The sequence below is a fragment of the Streptomyces sp. CA-251387 genome (assembly GCF_050936625.1).
Classification (GTDB): domain Bacteria; phylum Actinomycetota; class Actinomycetes; order Streptomycetales; family Streptomycetaceae; genus Streptomyces.
Map to the genome: position 1 here is coordinate 612,929 of NZ_JBNJMJ010000001.1, position 22,716 is coordinate 635,644.

Below are 22,716 nucleotides of genomic sequence, written 5' to 3' on the forward strand. Positions count from 1 at the left end.
ACGCCATCGGGCGCACGATGCGGCGCGGCTCGGGCAGGAGCGCCGTCGAGCGGCGAGCCTGTAGTGAATGCCCGATTTGGGACCATGGTCATGTGGACGGCAGCACGGTCTTCGGCGGGGCCGAGCCGGTGGATGCGCTGGAGGTGGCGCCGACGGCCCGGACGGCGGTGGCGTGGCTGCCTCCGGAAGAGCTCTGGCCTGCCATTCAGGACATCCGCTGGGAGCACGATCCACAGGTACGGCGGTGGCCGCCGCATGTGAATCTGCTCTTCGGTTTCGTGCCGGAGGAGGATTTCGCGCGGGCCGTGCCGCTGCTCAGCGCCGCGACGGCGGAGAGCACGGCCTTCACGGCGCGCCTGGCGGGTGTGCGCTACTTCCGGCACCGGCACTATGCGACGGTCTGGCTCGATCCGGCCGCTGCGGACCCCGCACCATGGGCCGGTCTCCATCGGGAGCTGCAACGGCGCTTCCCGCTCTGCCGCGGGCGCCGCGGCCGCTTCACCCCGCACCTGTCCCTCGGCCGCACCCAGGACCCCAAGCGGCTGGCCGCCGAGTGCGCCCTCCGGCTGGGCACCCTGTCGGCGGCGGTCGAAGAGGTCGTCCTGCTCTCCCGACGCGGCGAGGAACCCATGCGGCCCCGGGCCGTGATCGCCCTGGGCACGGGCGAGGTGCGCAACCCCGGCACGTACTGACGGGCCGCTCACGCGCGGCGCCGGAACGCCGGTCCAGGAACGAGTCATTGCGGGTTCATGTAAATACGTCCCGAAGTGGGGTCGTATAAGCACACCTTTAGGGGATCAAAAGCAGCGATACGGGGCCAAATCAAGTCGTCCACAGGCAATTTACGGAGCGTTGGGCCACTCGTCGGCTCCGCGTCCGGACCATCGTCCCGTCGCCCCTCGCCCTTGGTGCCACCGACCCGCCGACGTGCGCGGTGCGCCGGGCCGCCCCGCCCCCCGTGGAGCGTTTTCGGCCCGGGCTCCGCCGAACGGTGTCCTGCGCATCTTGTGAGGGCCGGATGCCGGCTGCACGATCGGCGTCGCTCGTACAGACGTCCGCTCTTGGAGCAATCCGCCTGAGGAGGCCCCTGTGTCGACCGACCGCATCAGCCTCAGCCCCGACGCCGCCCGGCAACTCGCGACGGCCACGAAGACGACCCCGCAGATGCGCGGTATCACCCCGCGCTATCTCCTGCGCGCCCTTCCTTGGGTCGACGTCGAATCGGGTGTCTACCGCGTCAACCGGCGCCGCACCTACGTCCTGGGCGACGACCGCATCAGCACCCACACCGACGACGGAAGTCCACGCGTCGTTCCGGGCGACTTACGCGAGATCCCCTACCTGCGCGAGACCGACGACGCGCTCCTCGGTCACCTGGCCGACTCCTTCACCGAGGTGAGCTTCGAGGCCGGCCAGGTGCTCGTCCAGGAGGGCGACACCGCCGAACACCTGTGGGTGATCGTCCGGGGCCGCGCCGAGAAGCGGGCCGCCGGGCGGTACGGCGACGAGGCACTGATCCAGGTCATCGGCGACGGGCAGTACTTCGACCTGGAGGCGTGGACCAAGGGCGAGCCCCTGCCGTACACCGTCAAGGCCGTCACTCCCGGCGTCGCCCTGCGCGCCGAGCGGTCCGCCCTCGCCGGTCTCATGGAGCGCGACGAAGCGCTGCGCGGGGCGGTGGACTCGTACGCGGCGGGCGACATGCCCGCGCCCGGCAGCGAGGCGCCGATCGACCTGAGCGGCGGCCATGTGGGGGAGGTCGACCTGCCGAGCACCTACGTCGACTACGAGGACGCGCCGCGCGAGTACCACATGACGCTCGCCCAGACGCGGATGATGGTGCACTCCCGCGTCGCCGACCTCTACAACGGCCCGATGGACCAGACGCGGACGCAGGCCAACCTGACCATCCAGGCCCTGCGCGAGCGGCAGGAGAACCTGATGCTCAACCACCCCGACTTCGGGCTCTTCCACAACGTCCCGGCCGGCCAGCGCGTGCAGGCGCGCACCGGCGCTCCCACCCCCGACGACCTGGACGAACTCCTCGCGAGGGTGTGGAAGCAGCCCGCCTGCTTCATCGCGCACCCACGGGCGATCGCCGCGTTCGGGCGGGAGTGTACGCGGCGGGGAGTACCCCCGGTGACGGACAGCCGGTTCGGCAGTCCGCTGCTGACCTGGCGGGGCGTGCCGCTGCTGCCCTCCGACAAGGTGCCCTGCCCGGGCGGCTCGGGCGATGCCGCCGGGACCACCGAGATCCTGCTGATCCGGACCGGCGAGGCCGAGCAGGGCGTGGTGGGCCTGCGCCCCGCGGCCGTGCCGGACGAGGTCGAACCCGGCCTGTCCATGCGGAACATGGGCATGGACCAGAAGGGCATCACGTCCTACCTGATGACGGCCTACTTCAACACGGCCGTGCTGGTGGACGACGCCATCGCCGTACTCCAGAACGTCGAGGTGTCCAAGTACCATGACTACGCCTGACGTCATGGCGTGGCTGACGCCGACAGCAGCGGATCAGAGCGCTGTTGCCGAGTCGGGTACGCATCTCCCGGCCAAGGCGACTTCACGCCGACCCGGCGCCTTCACCGCCGAGTCGGTGCGGCACGACTTTCCGATCCTGCACCGGACCGTCAACGGCCACCCCCTCATCTGGCTCGACAACGCGGCCACCACCCAGAAGCCACGTCAGGTCATCGAGGCGCTCGCCGCCTACTACGGCGCCGCCAACTCCAACATCCACCGCGGCGCCCACACCATGGCGCGGGAGGCGACCGAGGCGTACGAGGCGGGCCGGGCGGCCGTGGCCGACTTCCTCGGGGCCCCGGGCCCGGACGGCATCGTCTTCGTGCGCGGCACCACGGAGGCCATCAACCTCGTCGCGCAGAGCTGGGGCCGAGCCAACCTCGGGCCCGGGGACGACATCCTGGTGCCGGTCCTCGAGCACCACTCGGACATCGTGCCCTGGCAGATGATCGCCAAGGAGACGCGGGCCCGGCTCGTGCCGCTCCCCCTCACGCCGGACGGGGAGATCGACCAGGAGGCGTACGCGGACCTGCTGTCCTCGCGCACCCGGCTCGTCGCGATCAGCCACGCGTCGAACGTCCTCGGCACGGTCCCGCCCGTCAGGGAGATGACGGTACTCGCCCATCGGTACGGGGCCAGGGTCCTGGTGGACGGCGCCCAGGCCGTCGCTCATTTCCCCGTCGACGTACAGGACTTGGACGCGGACTTCTACGCCTTCTCGGGCCACAAGCTCTTCGCGCCGACCGGCATCGGTGCCCTGTACGCGAAGCCGGAACTCCTCGCGGGGATGGCACCGTGGCAGGGCGGCGGCAACATGATCGAGTCCGTCGGCTTCGCGGAGACCACGTTCGCGGCCGTCCCGCACAGGATGGAGGCCGGTACCGGACACATCTCCGGAGTCATCGGACTGCTCGCCGCCCTGAACTGGCTGACGTCCCTCGACCGCAAGGCCGTCGCCGCATACGAGGAAGGGCTCATGTCGTATGCGCAGCAGGCCCTCGCCACGGTCCCCGGACTGGAGCTGATCGGCTCGGCGCCCGACCGTATCGCGGTGCTCACGTTCACGCTCGCGGGGCAGGACCCGGCCACCGTCGCCGACTGGCTCGACCGGGACGGAATCGCCGTCCGCGCCGGCCACCACTGCGCGCAGCCGGCCCTCGCCCACTACGGGTTGGAGTCGGCGGCGCGCGCCTCGCTCGCGCTCTACAACACGTCGGAGGAGGTGGACCAGCTCGTCGCGTCGTTGCACAGACTGCAGCGGACCGGCTGACGACGGGAGTGGGGAATCAGCGGGGTCCGTGCGGCTGGAGAGCCGGGCGGACCCCGTTCCGTCAGCGGCGGAATCGAGGGCGGTGGTGTCCGGCTGGGCTGCTCCCTTTGCTCGGGCCGGCTGATGCCGGCGCGTCGCCCTCATGGGCGCGGCCGACGGTCGGCTCTCGGGTTGTCCACGTACGCTGACGGCATGGCATGCCGCATCAGTGAGCTGGTCATCGACTGCGCCGACCCCGAACGGCTCGCCGCCTTCTGGAGCGGGGTCCTCGGCTACGTCGAACTCGGCCGGGAGGCCGACGGGAGCATCGAGATCGGGCCGCCCGACGCCGGCTTCGGCGGCCCGCAGCCCACCCTCGTCCTCAGCCCCAGCAGCGACCCACGGACCGGGAAGCTCCGACTGCACATCGACGTCAACGCCACCGACCGCGACCAGGACGCCGAGCTGGAGCGGCTGCTCGCTCTCGGCGCCAGGCCCGCCGACGTCGGCCAGACCGGCACCGAGAGCTGGCACGTCCTGGCCGACCCCGAAGGCAACGAGTTCTGCCTCCTGCGCACCCGGCTCCAGCCCGTCTGACCGGCCTCCCCCTGGGCCCCTAATGAGGTCGCATGAGGTCGAGATCCTCGCCCCACGCGTCCAGCACCTCGCCGTGTCCGGCTCGTCGGGCAGCCGCCTCGACCAGGGTGAAGAGGTGGCGCTGCAGGGATACGTCGCCTGTTGCCGAGATGCGGTCCACGGCACGGAGCAGCATGTCCGTGTCCCATCCGGGCAGAGGGTGTCGGGCGAGCTCCCACTCCAGGTACTTGTTGTAGGGGCGGGGGCGACGGTCGAGAGCGAAGAGCAGCTCCAGCAGGAACCGAACGCTGTCGGCGGCATCGAGGCGAGCAGCGAGAGCCTGGCCGTCCCGGTGGTTCTTGACGGAGCGGTAGTGGGAGTTGGCGTAGGCGTCGAGCCGGCCGCCGGAGTCGCGGAATGCCTCGTCGGCATCCAGACGGGCCTTGTCGGCAAGGATCCGGGCGATGCCCCCGTCGAGCCGGTCGAGCACGATCTGGGCACGGGCGAGGGCGTAGCGCTCGAAACCGGGCATCCCGGCTGCACGGAACTGGGTGAGAGAGACGATGACGAGGTCGAGTTCGGGGGTGCGGTGGCCAGCGAACCGGGCGAGATCGGTTGTCGCGTCATCGGCGAGGATCACGTACAGGTCGTGGTCGGAGTGCCGGGTGATCATGCCGTCGTGAGCCCGGGAGCCTTTGAGGACGAGGCCCACGACGGCTGGATCAGCGGCGGCGAGTTCGACGAACGCGTCGTAGGTGAGAGGCGGCTGAGCAGTCATGGTGTGGATCTCCGGGTGGAGTAGTGACGGATACGCCTGCTGGGGCGCCCCCTGTTACGCGAGGCGCCCTGCACCGTCTGCGGCTGCACATGGCCGCCGCCCGGAAGATCAACGCACATCTGGACTCTATCGCCTGGCCAGTCGGTGGCCGCGGTCGTTCGTCCTGTACAGCCGTGAGGTGATCAGCTGAACGGGTCGAGCGTCAGGTAGGCCTGGCGTGGGTTGCCGTCGTGCAGGAGTGACTCGTGATGGCCCACGTCGTCGAAGGCGAACGCGTACGCCTTCCCGTCGGACATCTGCGCGTGGATCTTGCGGGCGTAGTGGTTGGTGACGACGTCCTTGTAGAAGGCGTCGGCATTGGAGTCGGGCTGCTGGGGGTTGACGAGCAGCGTGGAGCGGTTGAACCCGGCACACAACGTGCGCGAGATCGGGCCGCGTACGAGGTCGTTCGGTGCGTCGAGCCTCCGGTGGCAGCCGAAGACGGAGGAAGCGTCCGGCTTTTCGAAGCTGGTGACGACGGTGCCGGCGCTGTTGGTGAAGCGCATGACGCCGCCGGAGACCCGGCCGTAGTACTTGGTGGTGGGCTGGTCGGCGAACGGCGTGACCGTCAGGGTCGAGGTGGAGTACTTCTGCCAGACGCGGTTGATGTAGTCGTCCATGACCGTGGCCGGCAGCGCACCGGTCTCCACTCCGTACAGCGGCGACAGGGCGCGCAGCACTGTGCCGTCGGGGCGGGTCTGGATCAGGTTGGCCCAGCCTCCGGGTTGCCCCCTGAGGGCGTTGAAGAAGCCGTTGTATCCGCCGGGCTTGAGCCGGCCGGTGCTTGCGGTGCTGCCGTCCGCTCGCTGCACGCCGACTGCGTAGGGCGCGGAGAACATATCGACCTGTGTGCTGTTGATCCACAGGCCCGAGTCGTTCAGGGTGTACTCCGACCAGTTGAACAGGATGTTCCGGTTGGGGTCGGTCGGGTTCTGTACGGCGGGCTGGACCAGGCCGCCGGTGGTGAGCTTGAACACCAGTTTCTGGCCGTAGGAGAAGTACACGCGGCCGGAGAGCTTCGGCATCCGGATGGTCGCCGACTGCCCTGCTGCCGGGCCCGGGATCGCGGCGTCGGGCGCGGGGGTCGGTGGGTTCCCGCCCGCCGGCCAGGGGTGGAACCCGCCGCCGGCGTCGGCCCAGCCCTGCCGCCCGGTCGACAGTTCGGTGCCGAGGTTGTAGATGTACACCTGCTCGCCGCGGGCCGAGTTGTTGGTGATCTTCAGAGGAATGGTCGCCGGGACGGCGGCGTGGGCCGGCGTCTCCGCTCCGGTCACGAGCAGGGAGCCGGTGAGGACCGCGGCGAGGGCCAACCCGGCGGCCCGGGTCCGATGTCTGAGTGTCCGTAACATGCTCTGTCTCCGTTCGACGATGGCCGATTCGGGCAGATTCTGAGAGCGCTCTCAGCGTTGCGCCTTGGTCCAGACCTGTCAATGCGTCGGGAGGAGGTGGTCCGGGGACAGGGGGTCGGCGCACGATCCGTTCCGGCGTCTTCGAGGGGGACGGCGGCTGCCGAACGCAGGCGCACGGCGTCCGTAGGTTCGGGCACCGGTCCGCTCATACAGACCGCCCTTCGGCGTGCTCCCCCACCGCCGCGAGGGCGTGGGCGGCTGCCCGCGCACCGCACCCGAACACGACGGCGAACGCCGCGCAGGCACCTGCGGGCCCGTGCCGCACGCCTGCGCCGCACGGCGGTCTCGGCGCTACGACGGCCGGGCCACCTCACCACGCACGCCGGTCCCGGATCCACCCACGTTGCCCCGTACTGGGCGAAGCTGCCGTCGGGACCTGTCCTCGACGTCCGATGGGGCAGCTCGGGGTGTCGCCGCGGCGTCCGATCAGCCGGTGGCGAGGAGTTCGAGCGTGTCGATCACGCGGTTCGAGAAGCCCCACTCGTTGTCGTACCAGGCGACCACCTTGACGTGACGTCCGTCGACGCGGGTGAGAGCCGAGTCGAAGACGGCCGAGGCCGGATTGCCGGTGATGTCGGACGACACGAGCGGGTCGTCCGAGTACTCCAGGATGCCGGCGAGCGGCCCCTGCGCCGCGGCGCGGTACGCCGCCAGCACGTCGTCGCGTGTCACGTCGCGTGCGACGGTCGTGTTGAGCTCGACGATCGAGCCCACCGGGACCGGCACGCGGATCGAGTCGCCCGACAGCTTTCCGTCGAGGTTCGGCAGCACGAGGCCGATCGCCTTGGCGGCGCCCGTCGTGGTCGGCACGATGTTGACGGCCGCGGCGCGGGCGCGGCGGGCGTCGCGGTGCGGACCGTCCTGCAGGTTCTGCTCCTGCGTGTAGGCGTGCACCGTCGTCATGAAGCCGTGCTCGATACCGGCGAGTTCGTCCAGTACCGCGGCCAGCGGCGCGAGCGCGTTGGTCGTGCACGAGGCGTTCGAGACGATCGTGTGCAGGGCCGGGTCGTAGGCGTCGGTGTTCACCCCGAACGCGAGCGTGACATCGGCGCCGTCCGACGGCGCGCTGACGAGCACCTTCTTCGCGCCCGCGTCGAGGTGGGCACGGGCGGCCTTGGCCGAGGTGAAGCGGCCGGTCGCCTCCAGCACGATGTCCACGCCGAGTTCGGCCCACGGCAGCTGCGCCGGCTCGCGCTCGGCGAGGACCCTGATGCGGCGTCCGTCGACGACGAGGGCGTCCCCGTCGACGGTCACCGGGCGACCGAGCCGGCCGGCCGTCGAGTCGTACGCGAGCAGCCGCGCGAGGGTGGCGGGCTCCGTGAGGTCGTTGACGGCGACGACCTCGAGGTCGCTGGTGCGTTCGAGCAGCGCGCGCAGCACATTGCGCCCGATGCGGCCGAATCCGTTGACGGCGATACGAGTCATCAGAGGTCTCCCTTCGGTTCGCCACCAGCGTCGCCTACGGCCGCCGCCCATGACCGCGGCGTAAGCGCCACGGTTCGAAAGGATCCCGCCAGGCGGACGCTACTCGCCCTGGGCGAACGTGCGCCGGTACTCGCTCGGAGTGGTGCCGAGGATGCGATGGAAGTGCAGCCGCAGATTCGTGCCCGTGCCCAGACCGACATCGGCGGCGATCTGTTCGACGCTCCGCTCCGAGCGCTCCAGCAGCTCACGGGCCATGTCGATGCGGGCGCGCATGACCCACTGCATCGGCGTGTACCCGGTGTCCTCGACGAAGCGCCTCGAGAAGGTGCGCGGCGAGACCGCCGCGTGCCGGGCGAGCACATCGAGGGTGAGGGGCTCGCCGAGCCGGTGCAGTGCCCACTCGCGGGTGGTGGCGAACCGCTCGCCGAGCGGCTCGGGCACGCTGCGCGGCACGTACTGCGCCTGACCGCCGCTGCGGTAGGGGGCCGCGACCAGCCGCCGGGCCGCGTGATTCGACGCGGCCACGCCGAGGTCTCTGCGCAGAATGTGCAGGCACAGGTCGATGCCGGACGCCGCGCCGGCCGACGTCAGCACGCTGCCCTCGTCGACGAACAGGACGTTCTCGTCTACTCGGACGAGTGGGTGCTTCGCCTTGAGCGCCCGCGAGTAATGCCAGTGCGTCGTGGCGCGCCTGCCGTCGAGCAGACCCGTGGCGGCGAGCGCGAAGGCGCCCGTGGAGATGGCGGCGAGCCGGGCGCCCCGATCGTGGACGGCGAGCAGCGCGTCGACGACGGCCGACGGCGGATCGTCGCGGTCCGGAGACCGGTAACCGGGGATGAAGACGATATCGGCCCACGCAAGCGCGTCGAGGCCGTGGGCGACGTGGTACGACAGGCCGTCGCCGCCGGTCACGAGACCCGTTTCCGCACCGCAGACCCGCACCTCGTACGGCATGCTCGCCCGGGTCGTGAACACCTGCGCGGGAATGCCGACATCGAGCGGCTTCGCACCTTCGAGCACGAGGACGGCGACGCGGTGGAGGCGGGTGGATGGCACGGGGACCAGGGTACGAGGGGTGCGCGGCCCGGCAGCGGAGCGCCGAACGAGCGTGCAGGACGAGGGCCAGCTGGTCGGCGATTGCCCCGGCCTCAAAGCTTGAACACAAATTACACACATCCCCTCTACACACTGGGCCCCGATGGTCTAGATTGACCGTGCTTCGGCTGTTGGGACACGAAGCGACGAGTAACGATCCATAGGTCCGGCGCTACACAGGGCCAGCCGCATCTCCGGCGCCAGGACGTGTGAGTGATCAGTACTTGGAGCCCGGGAGGGGGGCCTTGGGTACGGAGAGCACCCGAGGTTTCGACGGGTTGCCGCGCACCGCGAGAGTCCGTCAGGACATGCGAGTCCGCTGCCGCCCGGGTGCCTTGTTCAAGTAGCGCTGAAACAGCGGGGATTTCATGTGCGGGGGGCGGGGGCCTCCCGAGGGGAGGATCAGCTCGGCGCGGGGGGCGGGGGTGCCTCCCGGGGGAGAAGCAGTGCTGGGCGAACACGTCGAGCCACTGGCGACATGGGGGGGGTCCTGTGCAACAGGGGGAATTAGTCGACCCGTTTCCGTCGGCGCGCGGGCGTCTGACGAACGGGGCGATCAGACAGACCGCGATCGGCTGGGAGCAGCGGTACCGCCGTGCGGTGATCACCAGCGATACCGTGGCCACCGCCTTCGTGGTGGCGGCGATCGGCAACTTCTTCGGGGCCCGGGATGCGGCCAACTGGCATGAGAAATGGGGGATTCTCGCATTCGGCACCGAGCTGCTGGTGCTGGCGGCGCTTGCGGTGGGCCGGGCGTGGGCTCCGGCCGTGCTCGGCCAGGGCGCCGAGGAATTCCGCCGGCTCGGACGCTCACTGTTCGCGGCGACGGTCGTACTGGCGCTCGGCGGGATAGCCCTCACCTCGCGCAACATCAAGCTGTGGATCTTCGTCGCGATCCCCGCGATCGCGCTCGTCACCATGACCGAGCGGTATCTGCTCCGTCTGTGGCTGCACAAACAGCGTAAGGAAGGACGGTGCCTGAGACCGGTGCTCGCCGCCGGGAGCCCGGCCACCGTGCGCGATCTGATCACCCGGACCCGGAAGTTCCCGCACATCGGCTGGCGGGTGGAGGCGGTGTGCACGACGGACGGTCGCGGGCTCGACGGCGACCAACTGGACGGAGTACCCGTCGTCGGTCAACTGGCGGACGTCGCCAAGCACGTCAGCCACGACGGTTACCGTGTCGTCGCGGTCACACCGGACCCGCACTGGTCACCGGAGCGGCTGCAGCGGCTGGCCTGGAACCTCGAAGGCAGCGATACCGAGATGGTCGTGGCCCCGGTGCTGATGGAGGTGGCCGGCCCGCGGCTGCACGTCGACGCGGTGCTCGGGATCCCGCTGCTGCGGGTCAGCATGCCGACCTTCACCGGGGGCCGCCGGGCGATCAAGGGGGTCGTCGACCGGGTGGGCGCGGCGATCCTGCTGGTGCTGTTAGCGCCGCTGATGGTGCTCGTCGGACTGCTCGTGGCGGTGGACAGTCGGGGCGGGGCGTTCTACCGCCAGCGCAGGGTCGGCAAGGACGGCCACGAGTTCACCATTCTCAAGTTCCGCACCATGGTCGTCGGGGCCCACCGGGCACGTACCGAGCTGGCCGACCACAACGAGGGTGCGGGCCTGCTGTTCAAGCTCCGCCGGGATCCGCGGGTGACCCGGGTGGGAGCAGTGCTGCGCCGGTACTCGCTCGACGAGCTTCCGCAGCTTTTCAACGTGCTCACCGGATCGATGTCGCTCGTCGGACCGCGGCCGCCGCTACCGGAGGAGTGCGCCGCATACGACCCGGACATCCGGCGGCGGCTGCTGGTCAAGCCCGGGCTCACCGGCCTGTGGCAGATCAGCGGACGCAGCGACCTGCCATGGGAGGAGGCGGTCCGCCTCGACCTGCGGTACGTGGAGGACTGGTCGCTCGCCCTGGACGCAGTGATCTTGTGGAAGACGCTGCGTGCGGTGTTCTACGGCCAGGGGGCCTACTGATGCGCGGGGGCCGTCGTCAGGCCGGCGCGCGGACCGCAGGCCACATAGGCCTGCTTTGGGGGACCGCAGGCCACAAGGGTCTGCCTGGGGGGAGAGACGGGTCATGAGAGTCAGCGTTTTCGGGCTCGGCTACGTGGGCTGCGTGTCGGCCGCGTGCCTGGCCAGCATGGGGCACGAGGTCATCGGGGTGGACGTGAACCAGGTGAAGGTCGACCTGGTCAACGACGGCAAGGCCCCGGTGGTCGAGGAGCGGATCGGCGAGCTCATCGCCGAGGTCGTGCGGACCGGAGCGCTGCGCGCCACCGTCGACGTCGGCGAGGCGATCATGAGCAGCGAGATATCGCTGGTCTGCGTGGGCACGCCATCGGAGCCCAACGGCAGCCTGTGCACCACGTACTTGGAGCGGGTCACCGAGCAGATCGGCGCCGCGCTGGCCGAGCGGGGTGGGCGGCACACCGTCGTGTTCCGCAGCACCATGCTCCCGGGCACCTGCCTCAATCTGCTGGTACCGATCCTGGAGAAATACGTCGGCGGCACGGCCGGGGTGGACATCGGGGTCGCGGTCAACCCGGAGTTCCTGCGCGAGGGCACGAGCGTGCGGGACTTCTTCGACCCGCCCAAGACCGTCATCGGCGAACTCGACCAGGCAAGCGGCGACGCGGTGTTGGCGCTGTACGACGGCGTGCCCGGCGAGGTGTTCCGGGTGCCCGTCCCGACGGCCGAGGCGATCAAGTACGCGGACAACGCGTTCCACGGCCTCAAGATCGGCTTCGCGAACGAGCTGGGCGCGGTGTGCCAGGCGCTCGGGGTGGACTCGCACCAGGTGATGGACGTGTTCCTGGCCGACCGCAAGCTGAACATCAGCCCCGCCTACCTGCGGCCCGGCTTCGCCTTCGGTGGCTCCTGCCTGCCCAAGGACCTGCGCAGCCTGGTCCACGCGGCACAGCGGGCCGACGTCTCGGTGCCCATCCTCTCCCATGTGCTGCCCTCCAACTCCGACCATCTGCAGCGCGCGGTGGACCTGGTCGAGCGCACCGGCAAGCGCCGGGTGGGAATGTTCGGGCTGTCCTTCAAACCCGGCACCGACGACCTGCGCGAGAGCCCGCTCGTCGAGCTGGCGGAGCGGCTCTTCGGCAAGGGTTACGACCTGAAGATCTACGACGCCAACGTGAGCCTCTCCCGGCTCCTCGGCGCGAACCGCGAGTACATCGAGAGCCGGCTGCCGCACCTCGCGCAGTTGCTCGCGGACTCCGTCGACGAGGTGCTCGAACACGCCGAGGTGTGCCTGGTCGGGACCAGGGATCCGGCCGTCCTTTCGGCGCTGCCCCATGGGGACGGCCCGGCGATCGTCGACCTCATCCACCTTCCCGACGCCGATGCGCGCCGGGCCGAACCTGGGTACGTGGGCCTTGCTTGGTGACGCAATACGCGGCGACGGGACGGCCCGTCGCGCGCTGATTCTGGTGGAGAACCTGTCGGTGCCGTTCGACCGGCGGGTGTGGCAGGAGTGCACGACGCTGCGCGACGCGGGCTGGGAGGTGCACGTCATCTGCCCCCGGGGGGAGAAACGGGACACGGAACCCGAGGCGGTGATCGACGGGGTGCGGATCCACCGCTACCCGTTACGCGCGGCCACCGGAGGACCGGCCGGCTACCTGCGGGAGTACGGATCGGCGCTGTGGCACACGGTCCGGCTGGCCCGCAAGGTCGGCCCGGTCGACGTGGTCCACGCCTGCAACCCGCCCGACCTGCTGTTCCTGCCGGCACTGTGGCTGAAGCGGCGCGGCGCGCGGTTCGTCTTCGACCAGCACGACCTGGTACCCGAGCTGTACCTCTCCCGGTTCGACCGCGGCAAGGACCTGCTCTACCGCGCCGTGTGCGCGCTGGAACGGCGGACCTACCGGGCCGCGGACATCGTGCTCGCCACGAACGAGAGCTATCGGGACGTCGCGATACGCCGCGGTTGTCGGCGGCCGGAGGACGTGTTCGTGGTGCGCAGCGCGCCGCAGATCGACCGGTTCCAACCGGTGCCGCCGGAGCCGGAGTTGAAGCGCGGCAAGCCTCATCTGCTGTGCTACCTCGGCGTCATGGGCCCGCAGGACGGCGTCGACTACGCCTTGCGCGCCCTCGCGAAGCTGCGCGACGAGTTCGGGCGGACCGACTGGCATGCGGTGTTCGTCGGCGCCGGCGACGCCTTCGACGCGATGGTGGAGCTGTCCCGGCGGCTCGGGCTCTCCGAGCAGGTGCAGTTCACCGGGCGCATCCCGGACGCCGCCCTGGTGCGCTACCTGTCCACCGCGGACGTGTGCCTCTCCCCCGACCCGCGCAATCCGCTCAACGACGTGTCGACCATGAACAAGGTCCTGGAGTACATGGCGATGGGCCGGCCGATCGTCTCGTTCGACCTGAAGGAGGCGCGCGTCTCCGCCGGTGACGCCGCCGTCTACGCGCCCGCCAACGACGAGGCTCAATTCGCCAAGCTCATCGCGCTGCTGCTGGACGATCCGGAGAAGCGGGCCCGGATGGGCGAGACCGGCCAGGAGCGGATCAGCGGGCAGCTTTCCTGGCGGAACTCGCAGGCGTCGCTGCTCGCCGCCTACGCCGCCGCATGCCGTGACCACACCTCGGTGTCGTCGGGCGACCCGGTCCGCACAGGGAAGAGGCAGCGCCGTTGAGCGATGACACGATCCGCCTCGTCACGATCGGGCGGATACTCCGTCGGCGGTGGCGGCTGCTCGCCGTCCTCGCCGTGGTGGGCGCACTTGTCGGCTACGGCACCTCGGTGGTGGTGCTCCCGCCCCGTTACACGGCGTCGGCATCGGTACTGCTGCCGGGGCAGTGGGAGGAGCGCGAGCTGCTGACCCAGGTGGACATCGCGACCAGTTCGACGGTGGTCGACCGCGCGGCCGCCGCTCTCCACTGGTCCGGCGTCAGCGGCACCGAACTGCGGGACCGCGTGAGCGCCAAGGCCGCCGACGGGAACATCATCACGATCTCGGGTACGGCCGACACCCCGGAGCGCGCGCAGCGGCTCTCCGACCTGGTGGCCCAGCAGTTCGTGAAATTCGCCGCGCGGATCGCGGGCGGCGGCACCGACGCCGAAGCGGTTACGGGAGCCGAAGCGCTGCGCCAGAAGGTGGAGGAGACCAACCGGCGCATCACCGACCTGGCCAATGCGGCCGACCCGGGGCAGACCGTGGAGAGCGTGCAGGCCCGCACCGCGCTCGAGAAGCTGCGCACCTCCCTGGAAGAGGCCATGAAGAAGCTGGACGAGGCCGACCCGGCGACCAACAAGGCCGGCATGGTCGTCATGGGGCCGGCCGCCCGGCCGACCGGCGAGGCGCCGCCGACGAGGATGCAGCTCATCGTCGCCGGGGCGGTGCTGTTCTTCCTGCTCGCGGTCATCGGCCATCTCGTCGCCGCACGGATGAATCGCCGACTGCGCACCGAACCGGAGATCGCCGCGGCGCTGGGCTCGGCGCTCCTGGGCGCCGTCGACGTGCCCGGTGAGCGGCGCGCGCACCGGCCGGAAGGCGGGGGCCCGCGAGCCTCGATCCGCCGGCTCCTCGGCCTCGACACCCGGTGGGACATACCGACCTCGCAGAGGTCCGGCGACGAGGCCGACAGGCGGATCCGCTACCGGCGGGTCTGCGCTCGCCTGCGGGACCAGCTGCCGGCCCCCCGGCGGCTGCTGGTCGTCGTCCCGGACGGCGACGAGATCGCCCGCCGGGCCGCCGGGCAGCTCGTCGCCGAGGCCGAGAGCGATCCGCAGCTGCGGGTGGTGGAGGTTTCGGTGGACCGGCCGATGGTGCCGGACCGCGACACCGAGTCCGGTGCCCTGGTCGTCCTCAGCGCGGGCAGCTGGACCGCGGAGGAGCTCGCCGGCATCGCCGAGGCGTGTGCGGACGGCGGGCATGAGGTCGTCGGCGTCGTCGTCGCCGGCACGGTCCAGGTCCGCCCCACACGGTCTGCCGCCCAACCTCCGGACGACGCCACTTTGGCGCTCGCGGTTCGCGGCCACGCGACGGGAGGTACAGCGTGACGACGAGCACGACTTCGGAGTCGTCGGCCGCCACTGCGCTTTTCGACCTGCAGGGGCTGGTGGTGGCGGTGCGCAGGCGCCGCCGCCTCTGGTACGCCATGGCGCTCCTTGGCCTGCTGGCCGGCGCGGCGGTGGCGGTCCTGCTACCGCCGCCGCCGAGCGCCGTGACCAAGGTGCTGGTCGCGCATCGGGAGGACCAGCCCAACGACACCGGAACGCTGATCCGCACCGACGTCGAGCTGCTGCAGACCACGCGGATCGCCGGCAAGGCCCTGCAAGCACTCAAGTCCCCGGACAAACCGGAGGACTTCATGCGGGACTACCGGGGCACCGGCTTGACCAACAACCTGCTGCAGATCGATGTGACCGGTGACAGCGACGCGGACGCGGTGGGCCGGGCCAAGGCGCTGGCCGAGGCGTTCGTCGCGGACCATGTGCGGCGGATGCAGGAAGCCGCGACGGCCGAGGCCGACGCCCTGCTCGACCAGCGTGACCGCATGCGGGACGAACTCGCCCAGGTCAACAAGGAGATCGGAGACCGATCGCCGGAGAACGACGCGAAGGCGTCGGCCAGCATCGAGTCGCTCTTCGCCCGCCGGGCCGAACTCAACTCGCGGATCGCCGATTTCGACCAGCGCGCCGCGGAGGCACGCACCGGCACGCCCAAGGTCGTCGCCGGCACACAGATCGTGGACGCCCCGCGCGCGGTACGGCACTCCCTGCCCAAGGCCGCTGCCACCAACGCCGCGATCGGGCTCGTCCTCGGACTCGTCCTCGGGCTCGCGCTGGCCGCGGTCGGCACGGTGGTGGCGGACCGCCCCGTGCTGCGCCGGGACATCGCGGCGAACTTGGGCGCCTCGGTCATCGCGGAACTGCCCCGCCGGTCGGGCAGGTTGTGGCGGCGCCGACGGACCCGGGCGGCACGCGAACGCCTCACCACGACCCTTGCCCGCACCGTGCGCGGCTCCGCGGAACCGCTGTCGCTGCTGGAACTGGGCTGTGCGCGCAGCACGGGCGCGATCGCCGTGGACCTCGCCCGGGCGCTGGCGGAGGACGGGCCCGTGGTCGTCGTCGACGGTCTGCCCGGTGCGCAGCTCGCGGGCCGCCGCCCGGAGCCGGGCGACCCGACCGTGGTCAGCGGTGAGCGTGCCGCGGCCGTGCCGCATCAGGAGCTCCGGCTCGGCGTCGGCTCGGTTGCGCCCGGCACGGCGTGGACCGACCTCCAGTACCTCGGCACTCAGACCGTGCTCGTCGTGCGAGCCGGGCACGGCAGCGCCGCTTGGCTGCACACCGTGGCACGGCAGCTCGCGGACCAGCGCATTCCGGTGATCGGTGTGGTGCTGATCGACCCCGATCCGCGCGACCGGACCGACGGCACCTTGTGGGACGGGCTGCGCACCGCTCTGCGCGGCCGTGCCGAGCGGCTGCCCCGGCAGAACAGGACGAGCGAGCCGCGGACGGAGCGGCAGCCGATGTGGGCCGCACGCGTCCCCGGCAACGACCAGGAGGCGCGGTAGGACATGTGTGGCATCGCGGGTACTTACCGATGGCCGGACGGGAAGCTGGTGACCGACCGGCTCACCGACACCCTCGCCCACCGCGGTCCGGACGGGGCGGGCCGCTACGGCCACTCCGTCGGTGACGGCGAAGTGCAGCTCGGGCACCGCCGGTTGGCCATCATCGACCTGTCCGAGACGGGCGCCCAGCCGATGGTCAAGGACGGCCTCGCCCTCACCTACAACGGCGAGCTGTACAACGCGCCCGAGCTGCGTGCCGAGCTGGCAGCCGCCGGGGTGCGCTTCCGCGGTACGTCCGACTCCGAGGTGCTCCTTGAGGCCTGGCGGCGCTGGGGCACGGACTGCCTGCCCCGGCTGCGCGGCATGTTCGCGTTCGGGATCTTCGACGAGCGCACCGGAGAACTGGTGCTTGCCCGCGACCAGTTGGGTATCAAGCCGCTGTTCCTGCTCCGGCGCGGCGAGGGCCTGGTGTTCGCCTCCGAGCTCAAGGCGCTCGCCGCCGCGACCGGCGGGTCGCTGGAGGTGGACCACGGGGCGCTGGTGGCCTCCCTGCTGTACTACTGGGTGCCGGACTCACGGTGCGCGTTCCGCGAAGCGGAGAAGCTGCCGCCGGGGAGCTGGTTGAGGTGCCGGCCCGACGGCCGGGTGGAGCGCGGCCGGTTCTGGGATCTGAAGGACGTCGCCGCCGAGGGCCGGGAGCGGGCGCGGGCCGGCGAGCAGCCGGACATAGCCGCCATCGTCGAGGAGTCGACCCGGCGCCACCTGCTCTCCGACGTCCCCGTGGCGACCTTCCTGTCCGGCGGCCTCGACTCCAGCTACCTGACCGCGCTGGCTACCCGCCACCAACCCGGGATCTCCGCCTACACGATCGGGTTCCGCGCCGAGGACGCCAAGTTCGAGGCGATGCCGGACGACCTGCGCTATGCCCGGCAGGTGGCCGAGCGGTTCGGCGTCGACCTGCACGAGATCGAGATCGCCCCGAACGTGCTCGACCTGCTGCCGCAGATGACGTACCACCTGGACGAGCCGATCGGCGACCCCGCCGCGATCAACACGTTCCTGATCTGCTCGGCCGCCCGGGAGGCCGGGGTCAAGGTGATGCTCTCGGGGATGGGCGCCGACGAGCTGTTCGCCGGGTACCGCAAGCACCTGGCCAATCAGATCGCGCTGCGCTACCAGCGCGTCCCGCGGCCCCTGCGGCGCGGGGTGTCCGCGGTCGTGGACCGGCTGCCGGTCGCCACGTCCCGCCGGGGGTACCGGTCGGTGCGCTTCGCGAAGCGGTTCCTCTCCTTCGCCGATCTGCCGGAGGAGACCGCGTTCCGGCGCAGCTACACCATGTACGACCGAGGCGAGCTGCTCGCCCTGCTCGACCCGGACCTGGCCGGGACGGTCGACGACGTACTGACCGAGCATGCGGACACCTACCAGGACAACGACCTCGACGACTTCGTCAACCGCATGTGCCTGACCGACGCCCGGATGTTCCTGCCGGGCCTGAACCTCACGTACACGGACCGCTCCAGCATGGCCGCATCGACCGAGGTGCGGGTGCCGTACGTGGACGTCGAGGTGGTGAAGGCGGCGTTCGCCGTGCCCGGTGATCGCAAGATCGTCGGACGGCAGGGCAAGGCCGTCCTCAAGGAGGCGGCCACCTCGATCCTGCCCCGGGAGATCGTGTACCGGCCCAAGGGCCTGTTCAGCGCCCCGCTGCGGGCCTGGATGAGCCGGGATCTGGCACCGCTGGTGCGCGAGGTGGTCAACGACGGAGTGCTCGTCCGTTCCGGGCTCCTGCGCCGCGACGCGCTGGCGCGGATGGTCACCGAGGACGCCGCCGGGCAGCGGGACTTCTCCAAGCATCTGTGGCACGTACTGACCCTCGAGTACTGGTATCGCGACGCGACCTCTGGGTCCGGCCAGAGCACTCGGTTAACGGCTTAGGAATCAGAGGAGTTCGGGTGAAGCAGGTTGTACAGAACTACAAGAGCGGCGAGCTGGCGGTGCTCGACGTTCCGGTGCCGGGGTGCAAGCCGGGGGGTGTGCTGGTCCGCAGCGCCTTCTCGCTGATCTCCACCGGGACCGAGCTCATGAAGGTGTCCGAGGCCGGCATGTCGATGCTGGGCAAGGCCCGCTCCCGCCCCGACCAGGTGGCCAAGGTCATGCAGAGCGTGGCCACCAACGGGGTGCCCGCCACCTATCGCAAGGTGATGGGCAAGCTGGACTCCTACACGCCGCTGGGCTACTCGCTGTGCGGGGTGGTCGAGCAGGTCGGCGCCGGGATCGACGATGTGAAGGTCGGCGACCTCGTGGCCTGCGCCGGCAATGAGCACGCGCTGCACGCCGAGTTGAACTGGGTGCCGAAGAACCTGTACGTCCCGGTGCCGGACGGCCTCGCGCCGCGGCACGCGGCCTTCGGCACGGTCGGGTCGATCGCGCTGCAGGGCGTCCGTCAGGGCGAGCCGCAGCTCGGCGAGGTGGCACTCGTGATCGGCCTCGGCCTGATCGGGCAGCTGGTGGTGCAGCTCCTCACCGCCTCGGGAGTCCGCGTCGTCGGCGCCGACCCCGACCCGGTGCGCTGCGAGCTGGCCGAGCACTTGGGCGCCGCGGCCTGCGGCGACCCCGCGTCCGCGGCCGTGGAGACCGCCGTCGCCGAACTCACCGGCGGACACGGCGTGGACCAGGTGTACCTGGCCGCCGGCGGCGGCAGCAACCAGCCCGTCGAGCTGGCCGCCAAGCTGAGCCGGGACCGCGGCCGGGTCGTCGACATCGGCAAGTGCCGTCTGGACCTGCCGTGGAACGCGTACTACGAGAAGGAGCTCGACGTCCGGTTCTCCCGCTCGTACGGTCCCGGCCGCTACGACCCGGAGTACGAGCTGGAGGGGCGCGACTACCCGATCGGCTACGTGCGCTGGACCGAGCGCCGCAACCTGGCGTGCTTCCTCGATCTCGTCGCCCGCGGCCGCGTCGACGTGGAGCCCTTGATCTCCCACGTGGCCGACTTCGACGACGCCGTCGAGACGTACCAGCGTCTGAAGGACGGCGACTTGAAGGCCGTGGCCGTGCTGTTCCAATACCCCCGACAGGAGGGGAGCGCGGAGGAAGCGGCGGCCCCGGCGGTGGCCCTGCCCGCGGTGAACGTGCAGCGGAGTCCGGCCCGGGCCGCCAAGACACCGGTGCGCCTCGCGTTCGTCGGCGCCGGAAACTACGCGACGTCGATGCTGCTGCCGCACCTGGCACAGCGCGACGGTGTCGAGTTGTCGACCGTCGTCACCACGACGGCGCTGTCCGCGGCAAACGCGCAGCGGAAGTTCGGCTTCGCCGAGGCGACCACCGACCTCGACGCCGTGCTGGGCGACAAGTCCATCGACGCGGTGTTCGTCGTCACCCGCCACAGCTCGCACGCCGAACTGACCCGGAAGGCGCTGCTGGCCGGCAAGACCGTGTTCGTGGAGAAGCCCCTGACCCTCACCGAGGACGAACTGGCCGGTGTGCTCGCGGCAGTGGAGGAGTCCGGCAACGACCGGCTCCAGGTGGGCTTCAACCGCCGGTTCGCGCCGCTGCTGCGGGAGGCGAAGCAGCGGTTCGGCGCCCGGACCGGTCCGGCGAACCTCCGCTACCTGGTCAACGCGGGCCGGCTGCAGCACGGCAGCTGGTACCTCCAACAGGGCACCGAGGGCTCGCGGTTCGCCGGCGAGGGCGGGCACTTCATCGACACGGCGAGCTGGCTGCTCGATGCCGATCCGGTCTCGGTGTACGCGGTCGCCCCGTCCGGCAACGAGGACCTTCAGGTCGTACTGCGCTACCCGGACGGGTCCACCGCCACCATCAGCTACGTCACCACCGGCCCGGCCGGCCTCCCCAAGGAGACGCTGGACCTGGTCGCGGACGGCAAGGCGCTGCGGCTCGACGACTTCGTCCGTGCCTCGGTGTACGGCCGCAAGCGCTGGGTCAGTTCGCGGCTGCCCAAGGCCCGGGACAAGGGCCAGAACGCCGAACTGGCCGCGTTCGTCAAGGCCGTGCGGACCGGCGGGCCGATGCCGGTGCCGCTGGAGTCGCTGGTCGCCACCACGGCGGCCACGCTCGCCGTGTCCGCCGGGTTGGCCAGTGGTGCGCCGGTGACGTTGGAGCGGGCGCGATGACCATGAGCGCGGGCTGGTACCTGCGGCGGCTGTCCCGGATGGGACCGCAGGAGGTCGCGGGCCGGGTGGGCGACGCGGTGCGCAGGCGGCGGTGGCGGTCGGCGCTGCCGGACTGCCCGAGCGTGACCGGCGCCCGGTTCACCGCCGTCCTGCCCGCCGGGACGATCGCCGCAATCTCTCCGGACGCCGCGAAACGGCTCATTGCCGAGGCGGACCGGCTGATGTACGGGCACGCCGAGTACTTCGGAGTGGTCCGCGACGACCTGACCGACCCGGACTGGTGGTACGACCCGAAGACCGGGCGCCGGGCTCCGTGGGGCTACGCCTTCGAAGTGCCGTACCGCAACGAGGACGCGGTCGGGGACATCAAGCAGATCTGGGAGCTGTCCCGGCACCAGTACCTCACCCAGCTCGCCGCCGCCTACGCGATCACCGGGGACGAGCGGTACGCCGAGCGTGTGGCCGAGCACCTGCGGTCGTGGTGGGCGGCCAACCCGCCGCTGCGGGGCGTGCACTGGATCAGCGGCATCGAGCTGGGGATCCGGCTGCTGTCCTGGGTGTGGATCCGCCGGCTGCTCGACGGCTGGGCGGGCGCGGCCGGGCTGTTCGACGACAACCAGGTGGCGCTGAACCAGATCTGGCACCACCAGCGCTGGCTGGCCGCCTTCCCCAGCCGGGGGTCTTCGGCGAACAACCACGTCATCGCCGAGGCCGCCGGGCAGTTCGCCGCGGCCTGCGCGTTCGGGTGGTTCCCCTCCTCGGGGCGCTGGCGAGCCGACGCGCTGCGGTCGCTGGAGCGGCACCTGCGCGGCAACACCTTCGCCTCCGGCCTCAACCGCGAGCTGGCCACCGAGTATCACGGCCTTGTGCTGGAACTCGGCCTGGCCGCGGTGGCCGAGGCGGATGCCGCCGACGTGCCGGTCCCCGCGTCCGTCCGGCTGGTGCTGCTGCAGATGACCGACGCGCTCGCGGCCGTCGTGGACAGCCGGTTACGGCCCCCACGCCAGGGCGACGCGGACGACGGGCACGGTCTGATCGTGGACGGCTCGGGCACCGACCGCTGGGCCTCGCTGCTGGCCACCGGCGACGCCGTGTTCGGCCGGCTCGACTGGTGGCCGACAGTGACCGGCACCGATGTGCGCACCCCGCTGCTGGCCGCGCTCATCCGGCCGTACGCGAAAGACAGCACCGCACCGGCCGTGACCCGCCCGGCAGAGCGGCCATCCCACTTCGCCGACGCGGGACTCACCATCCTGCGCGGCCCGGGCGAGATCTGGTGCCGCTGCGACGGCGGTCCGCACGGATTCCTGTCCATCGCCGCGCACGCCCACGCGGACGCGCTGTCCGTGGAGGTCCGGCACGACGGGGTCGACCTGCTCGCCGACCCGGGGACGTACTGCTACCACGGGCAGCCCGAATGGCGGCAGTACTTCCGGTCCACCCTCGGCCACAACACCCTGCAACTGGACGGCGGTGACCAATCCGTCTCCGGCGGCCCGTTCCTGTGGACCCGGCATGCCCGCACCCGCGTCCTGGCCGTGGACACCTCCGACGAGGGTGTGGCCCGCTGGTGTGCCGAGCACGACGGTTACCAGGGCTCCGTGCACCGCCGCCGGGTAGAACTGACGGCCGCGGACCAGGAGCTGCGGGTGGTCGACAAGGTGCGCGGCCCGCGCCGGGCCGTGCAACTGGCGTTCCACCTCGGCCCGGCGATCGCCGCGGACCTGGTGGGGAACCGGGCTGTGCTCACCTGGACCCGGGACGGCGAGGACCGCTCCGCGGTGCTCGACCTGCCCGGGCAGCTGTCCTGGCGGGCGCATCGCGGCGAGACCGACCCGCCGTTGGGCTGGTACTCCGCAGGATTCGGGCGCAAGGAACCCACCACCACGCTGCTCGGCACCGGTTTCACGGAGGGCGCGGAGGGCTTCACCACCGTGCTCGGGTTCCGCGGCTAGG

General features: G+C 71.1%; 16 protein-coding genes. 12 read left to right on the plus strand and 4 right to left on the minus strand.

Annotated features, from left to right (window positions below):
- Positions 1–92 precede the first annotated feature (92 nt).
- From ACQEV2_RS02740 to ACQEV2_RS02755, 4 genes are all read left to right on the plus strand, one after another.
- Complete coding sequence (locus tag ACQEV2_RS02740) at positions 93–692, plus strand: 2'-5' RNA ligase family protein (RefSeq protein WP_433036118.1); 600 nt, start codon at positions 93–95, stop codon at positions 690–692.
- Between the two features lie 397 nt (positions 693–1,089).
- Positions 1,090–2,481 carry a family 2B encapsulin nanocompartment shell protein gene (locus tag ACQEV2_RS02745; RefSeq protein WP_433036120.1) on the plus strand — a complete coding sequence of 464 codons (1,392 nt, stop codon included), beginning with the start codon at positions 1,090–1,092 and terminating at the stop codon, positions 2,479–2,481.
- Positions 2,468–3,793, plus strand: coding sequence for a SufS family cysteine desulfurase (locus tag ACQEV2_RS02750; protein WP_433036122.1), 1,326 nt, complete (start codon positions 2,468–2,470; stop codon positions 3,791–3,793). The genes ACQEV2_RS02745 and ACQEV2_RS02750 overlap by 14 nt, the downstream gene beginning before the upstream one ends.
- A gap of 192 nt (positions 3,794–3,985) precedes the next feature.
- A complete protein-coding gene (locus tag ACQEV2_RS02755; RefSeq protein WP_433036124.1) occupies positions 3,986–4,369 on the plus strand; it encodes a VOC family protein in 384 nt (127 codons plus the stop codon).
- 19 nt (positions 4,370–4,388) lie between these two features.
- Here the strand turns inward: ACQEV2_RS02755 and ACQEV2_RS02760 are convergent, their stop codons facing one another.
- From ACQEV2_RS02760 to ACQEV2_RS02775, 4 genes are all read right to left on the minus strand, one after another.
- Positions 4,389–5,126 (minus strand): hypothetical protein, encoded by a 738-nt coding sequence (locus tag ACQEV2_RS02760; protein WP_433036126.1) that lies wholly within the window; start codon positions 5,124–5,126, stop codon positions 4,389–4,391.
- Between the two features lie 182 nt (positions 5,127–5,308).
- Positions 5,309–6,514 (minus strand): glycoside hydrolase family 64 protein, encoded by a 1,206-nt coding sequence (locus ACQEV2_RS02765; RefSeq protein WP_433036128.1) that lies wholly within the window; start codon positions 6,512–6,514, stop codon positions 5,309–5,311.
- 486 nt (positions 6,515–7,000) lie between these two features.
- A complete protein-coding gene (gene gap / locus ACQEV2_RS02770) occupies positions 7,001–7,999 on the minus strand; it encodes a type I glyceraldehyde-3-phosphate dehydrogenase (protein ID WP_433036130.1) in 999 nt (332 codons plus the stop codon).
- A gap of 99 nt (positions 8,000–8,098) precedes the next feature.
- Complete coding sequence (locus tag ACQEV2_RS02775; RefSeq protein ID WP_433036132.1) at positions 8,099–9,055, minus strand: GlxA family transcriptional regulator; 957 nt, start codon at positions 9,053–9,055, stop codon at positions 8,099–8,101.
- Between the two features lie 531 nt (positions 9,056–9,586).
- On the opposite strand from ACQEV2_RS02775, the gene ACQEV2_RS02780 reads away from it, so the two are divergent.
- The 8 genes from ACQEV2_RS02780 to ACQEV2_RS02815 all read left to right on the plus strand — a co-directional run bounded on the left by ACQEV2_RS02780 (position 9,587) and on the right by ACQEV2_RS02815 (position 22,715).
- Positions 9,587–11,065 carry a sugar transferase gene (locus tag ACQEV2_RS02780; RefSeq protein WP_433036134.1) on the plus strand — a complete coding sequence of 493 codons (1,479 nt, stop codon included), beginning with the start codon at positions 9,587–9,589 and terminating at the stop codon, positions 11,063–11,065.
- Between the two features lie 103 nt (positions 11,066–11,168).
- Complete coding sequence (locus tag ACQEV2_RS02785; protein ID WP_433036136.1) at positions 11,169–12,485, plus strand: nucleotide sugar dehydrogenase; 1,317 nt, start codon at positions 11,169–11,171, stop codon at positions 12,483–12,485.
- Entirely contained in the window at positions 12,442–13,740 is a 1,299-nt protein-coding gene (locus ACQEV2_RS02790; RefSeq protein WP_433036138.1) for a glycosyltransferase family 4 protein, read from the plus strand. The genes ACQEV2_RS02785 and ACQEV2_RS02790 overlap by 44 nt, the downstream gene beginning before the upstream one ends.
- On the plus strand, positions 13,737–15,107 hold the full coding sequence (locus tag ACQEV2_RS02795) for a Wzz/FepE/Etk N-terminal domain-containing protein (RefSeq protein WP_433036140.1): 1,371 nt from the start codon (positions 13,737–13,739) through the stop codon (positions 15,105–15,107). Before ACQEV2_RS02790 ends, ACQEV2_RS02795 begins: the two co-directional genes overlap by 4 nt.
- Positions 15,104–16,624, plus strand: coding sequence for a Wzz/FepE/Etk N-terminal domain-containing protein (locus ACQEV2_RS02800; RefSeq protein WP_433036142.1), 1,521 nt, complete (start codon positions 15,104–15,106; stop codon positions 16,622–16,624). Before ACQEV2_RS02795 ends, ACQEV2_RS02800 begins: the two co-directional genes overlap by 4 nt.
- 3 nt (positions 16,625–16,627) lie before the next feature.
- Positions 16,628–18,562, plus strand: coding sequence for an asparagine synthase (glutamine-hydrolyzing) (asnB, locus tag ACQEV2_RS02805; RefSeq protein WP_433036144.1), 1,935 nt, complete (start codon positions 16,628–16,630; stop codon positions 18,560–18,562).
- Positions 18,563–18,579: 17 nt separating this feature from the next.
- Positions 18,580–20,760 carry a bi-domain-containing oxidoreductase gene (locus ACQEV2_RS02810; RefSeq protein WP_433036146.1) on the plus strand — a complete coding sequence of 727 codons (2,181 nt, stop codon included), beginning with the start codon at positions 18,580–18,582 and terminating at the stop codon, positions 20,758–20,760.
- Entirely contained in the window at positions 20,757–22,715 is a 1,959-nt protein-coding gene (locus ACQEV2_RS02815) for an alginate lyase family protein (RefSeq protein WP_433036148.1), read from the plus strand. The genes ACQEV2_RS02810 and ACQEV2_RS02815 overlap by 4 nt, the downstream gene beginning before the upstream one ends.
- The last annotated feature ends 1 nt before the right edge of the window (position 22,716 follow it).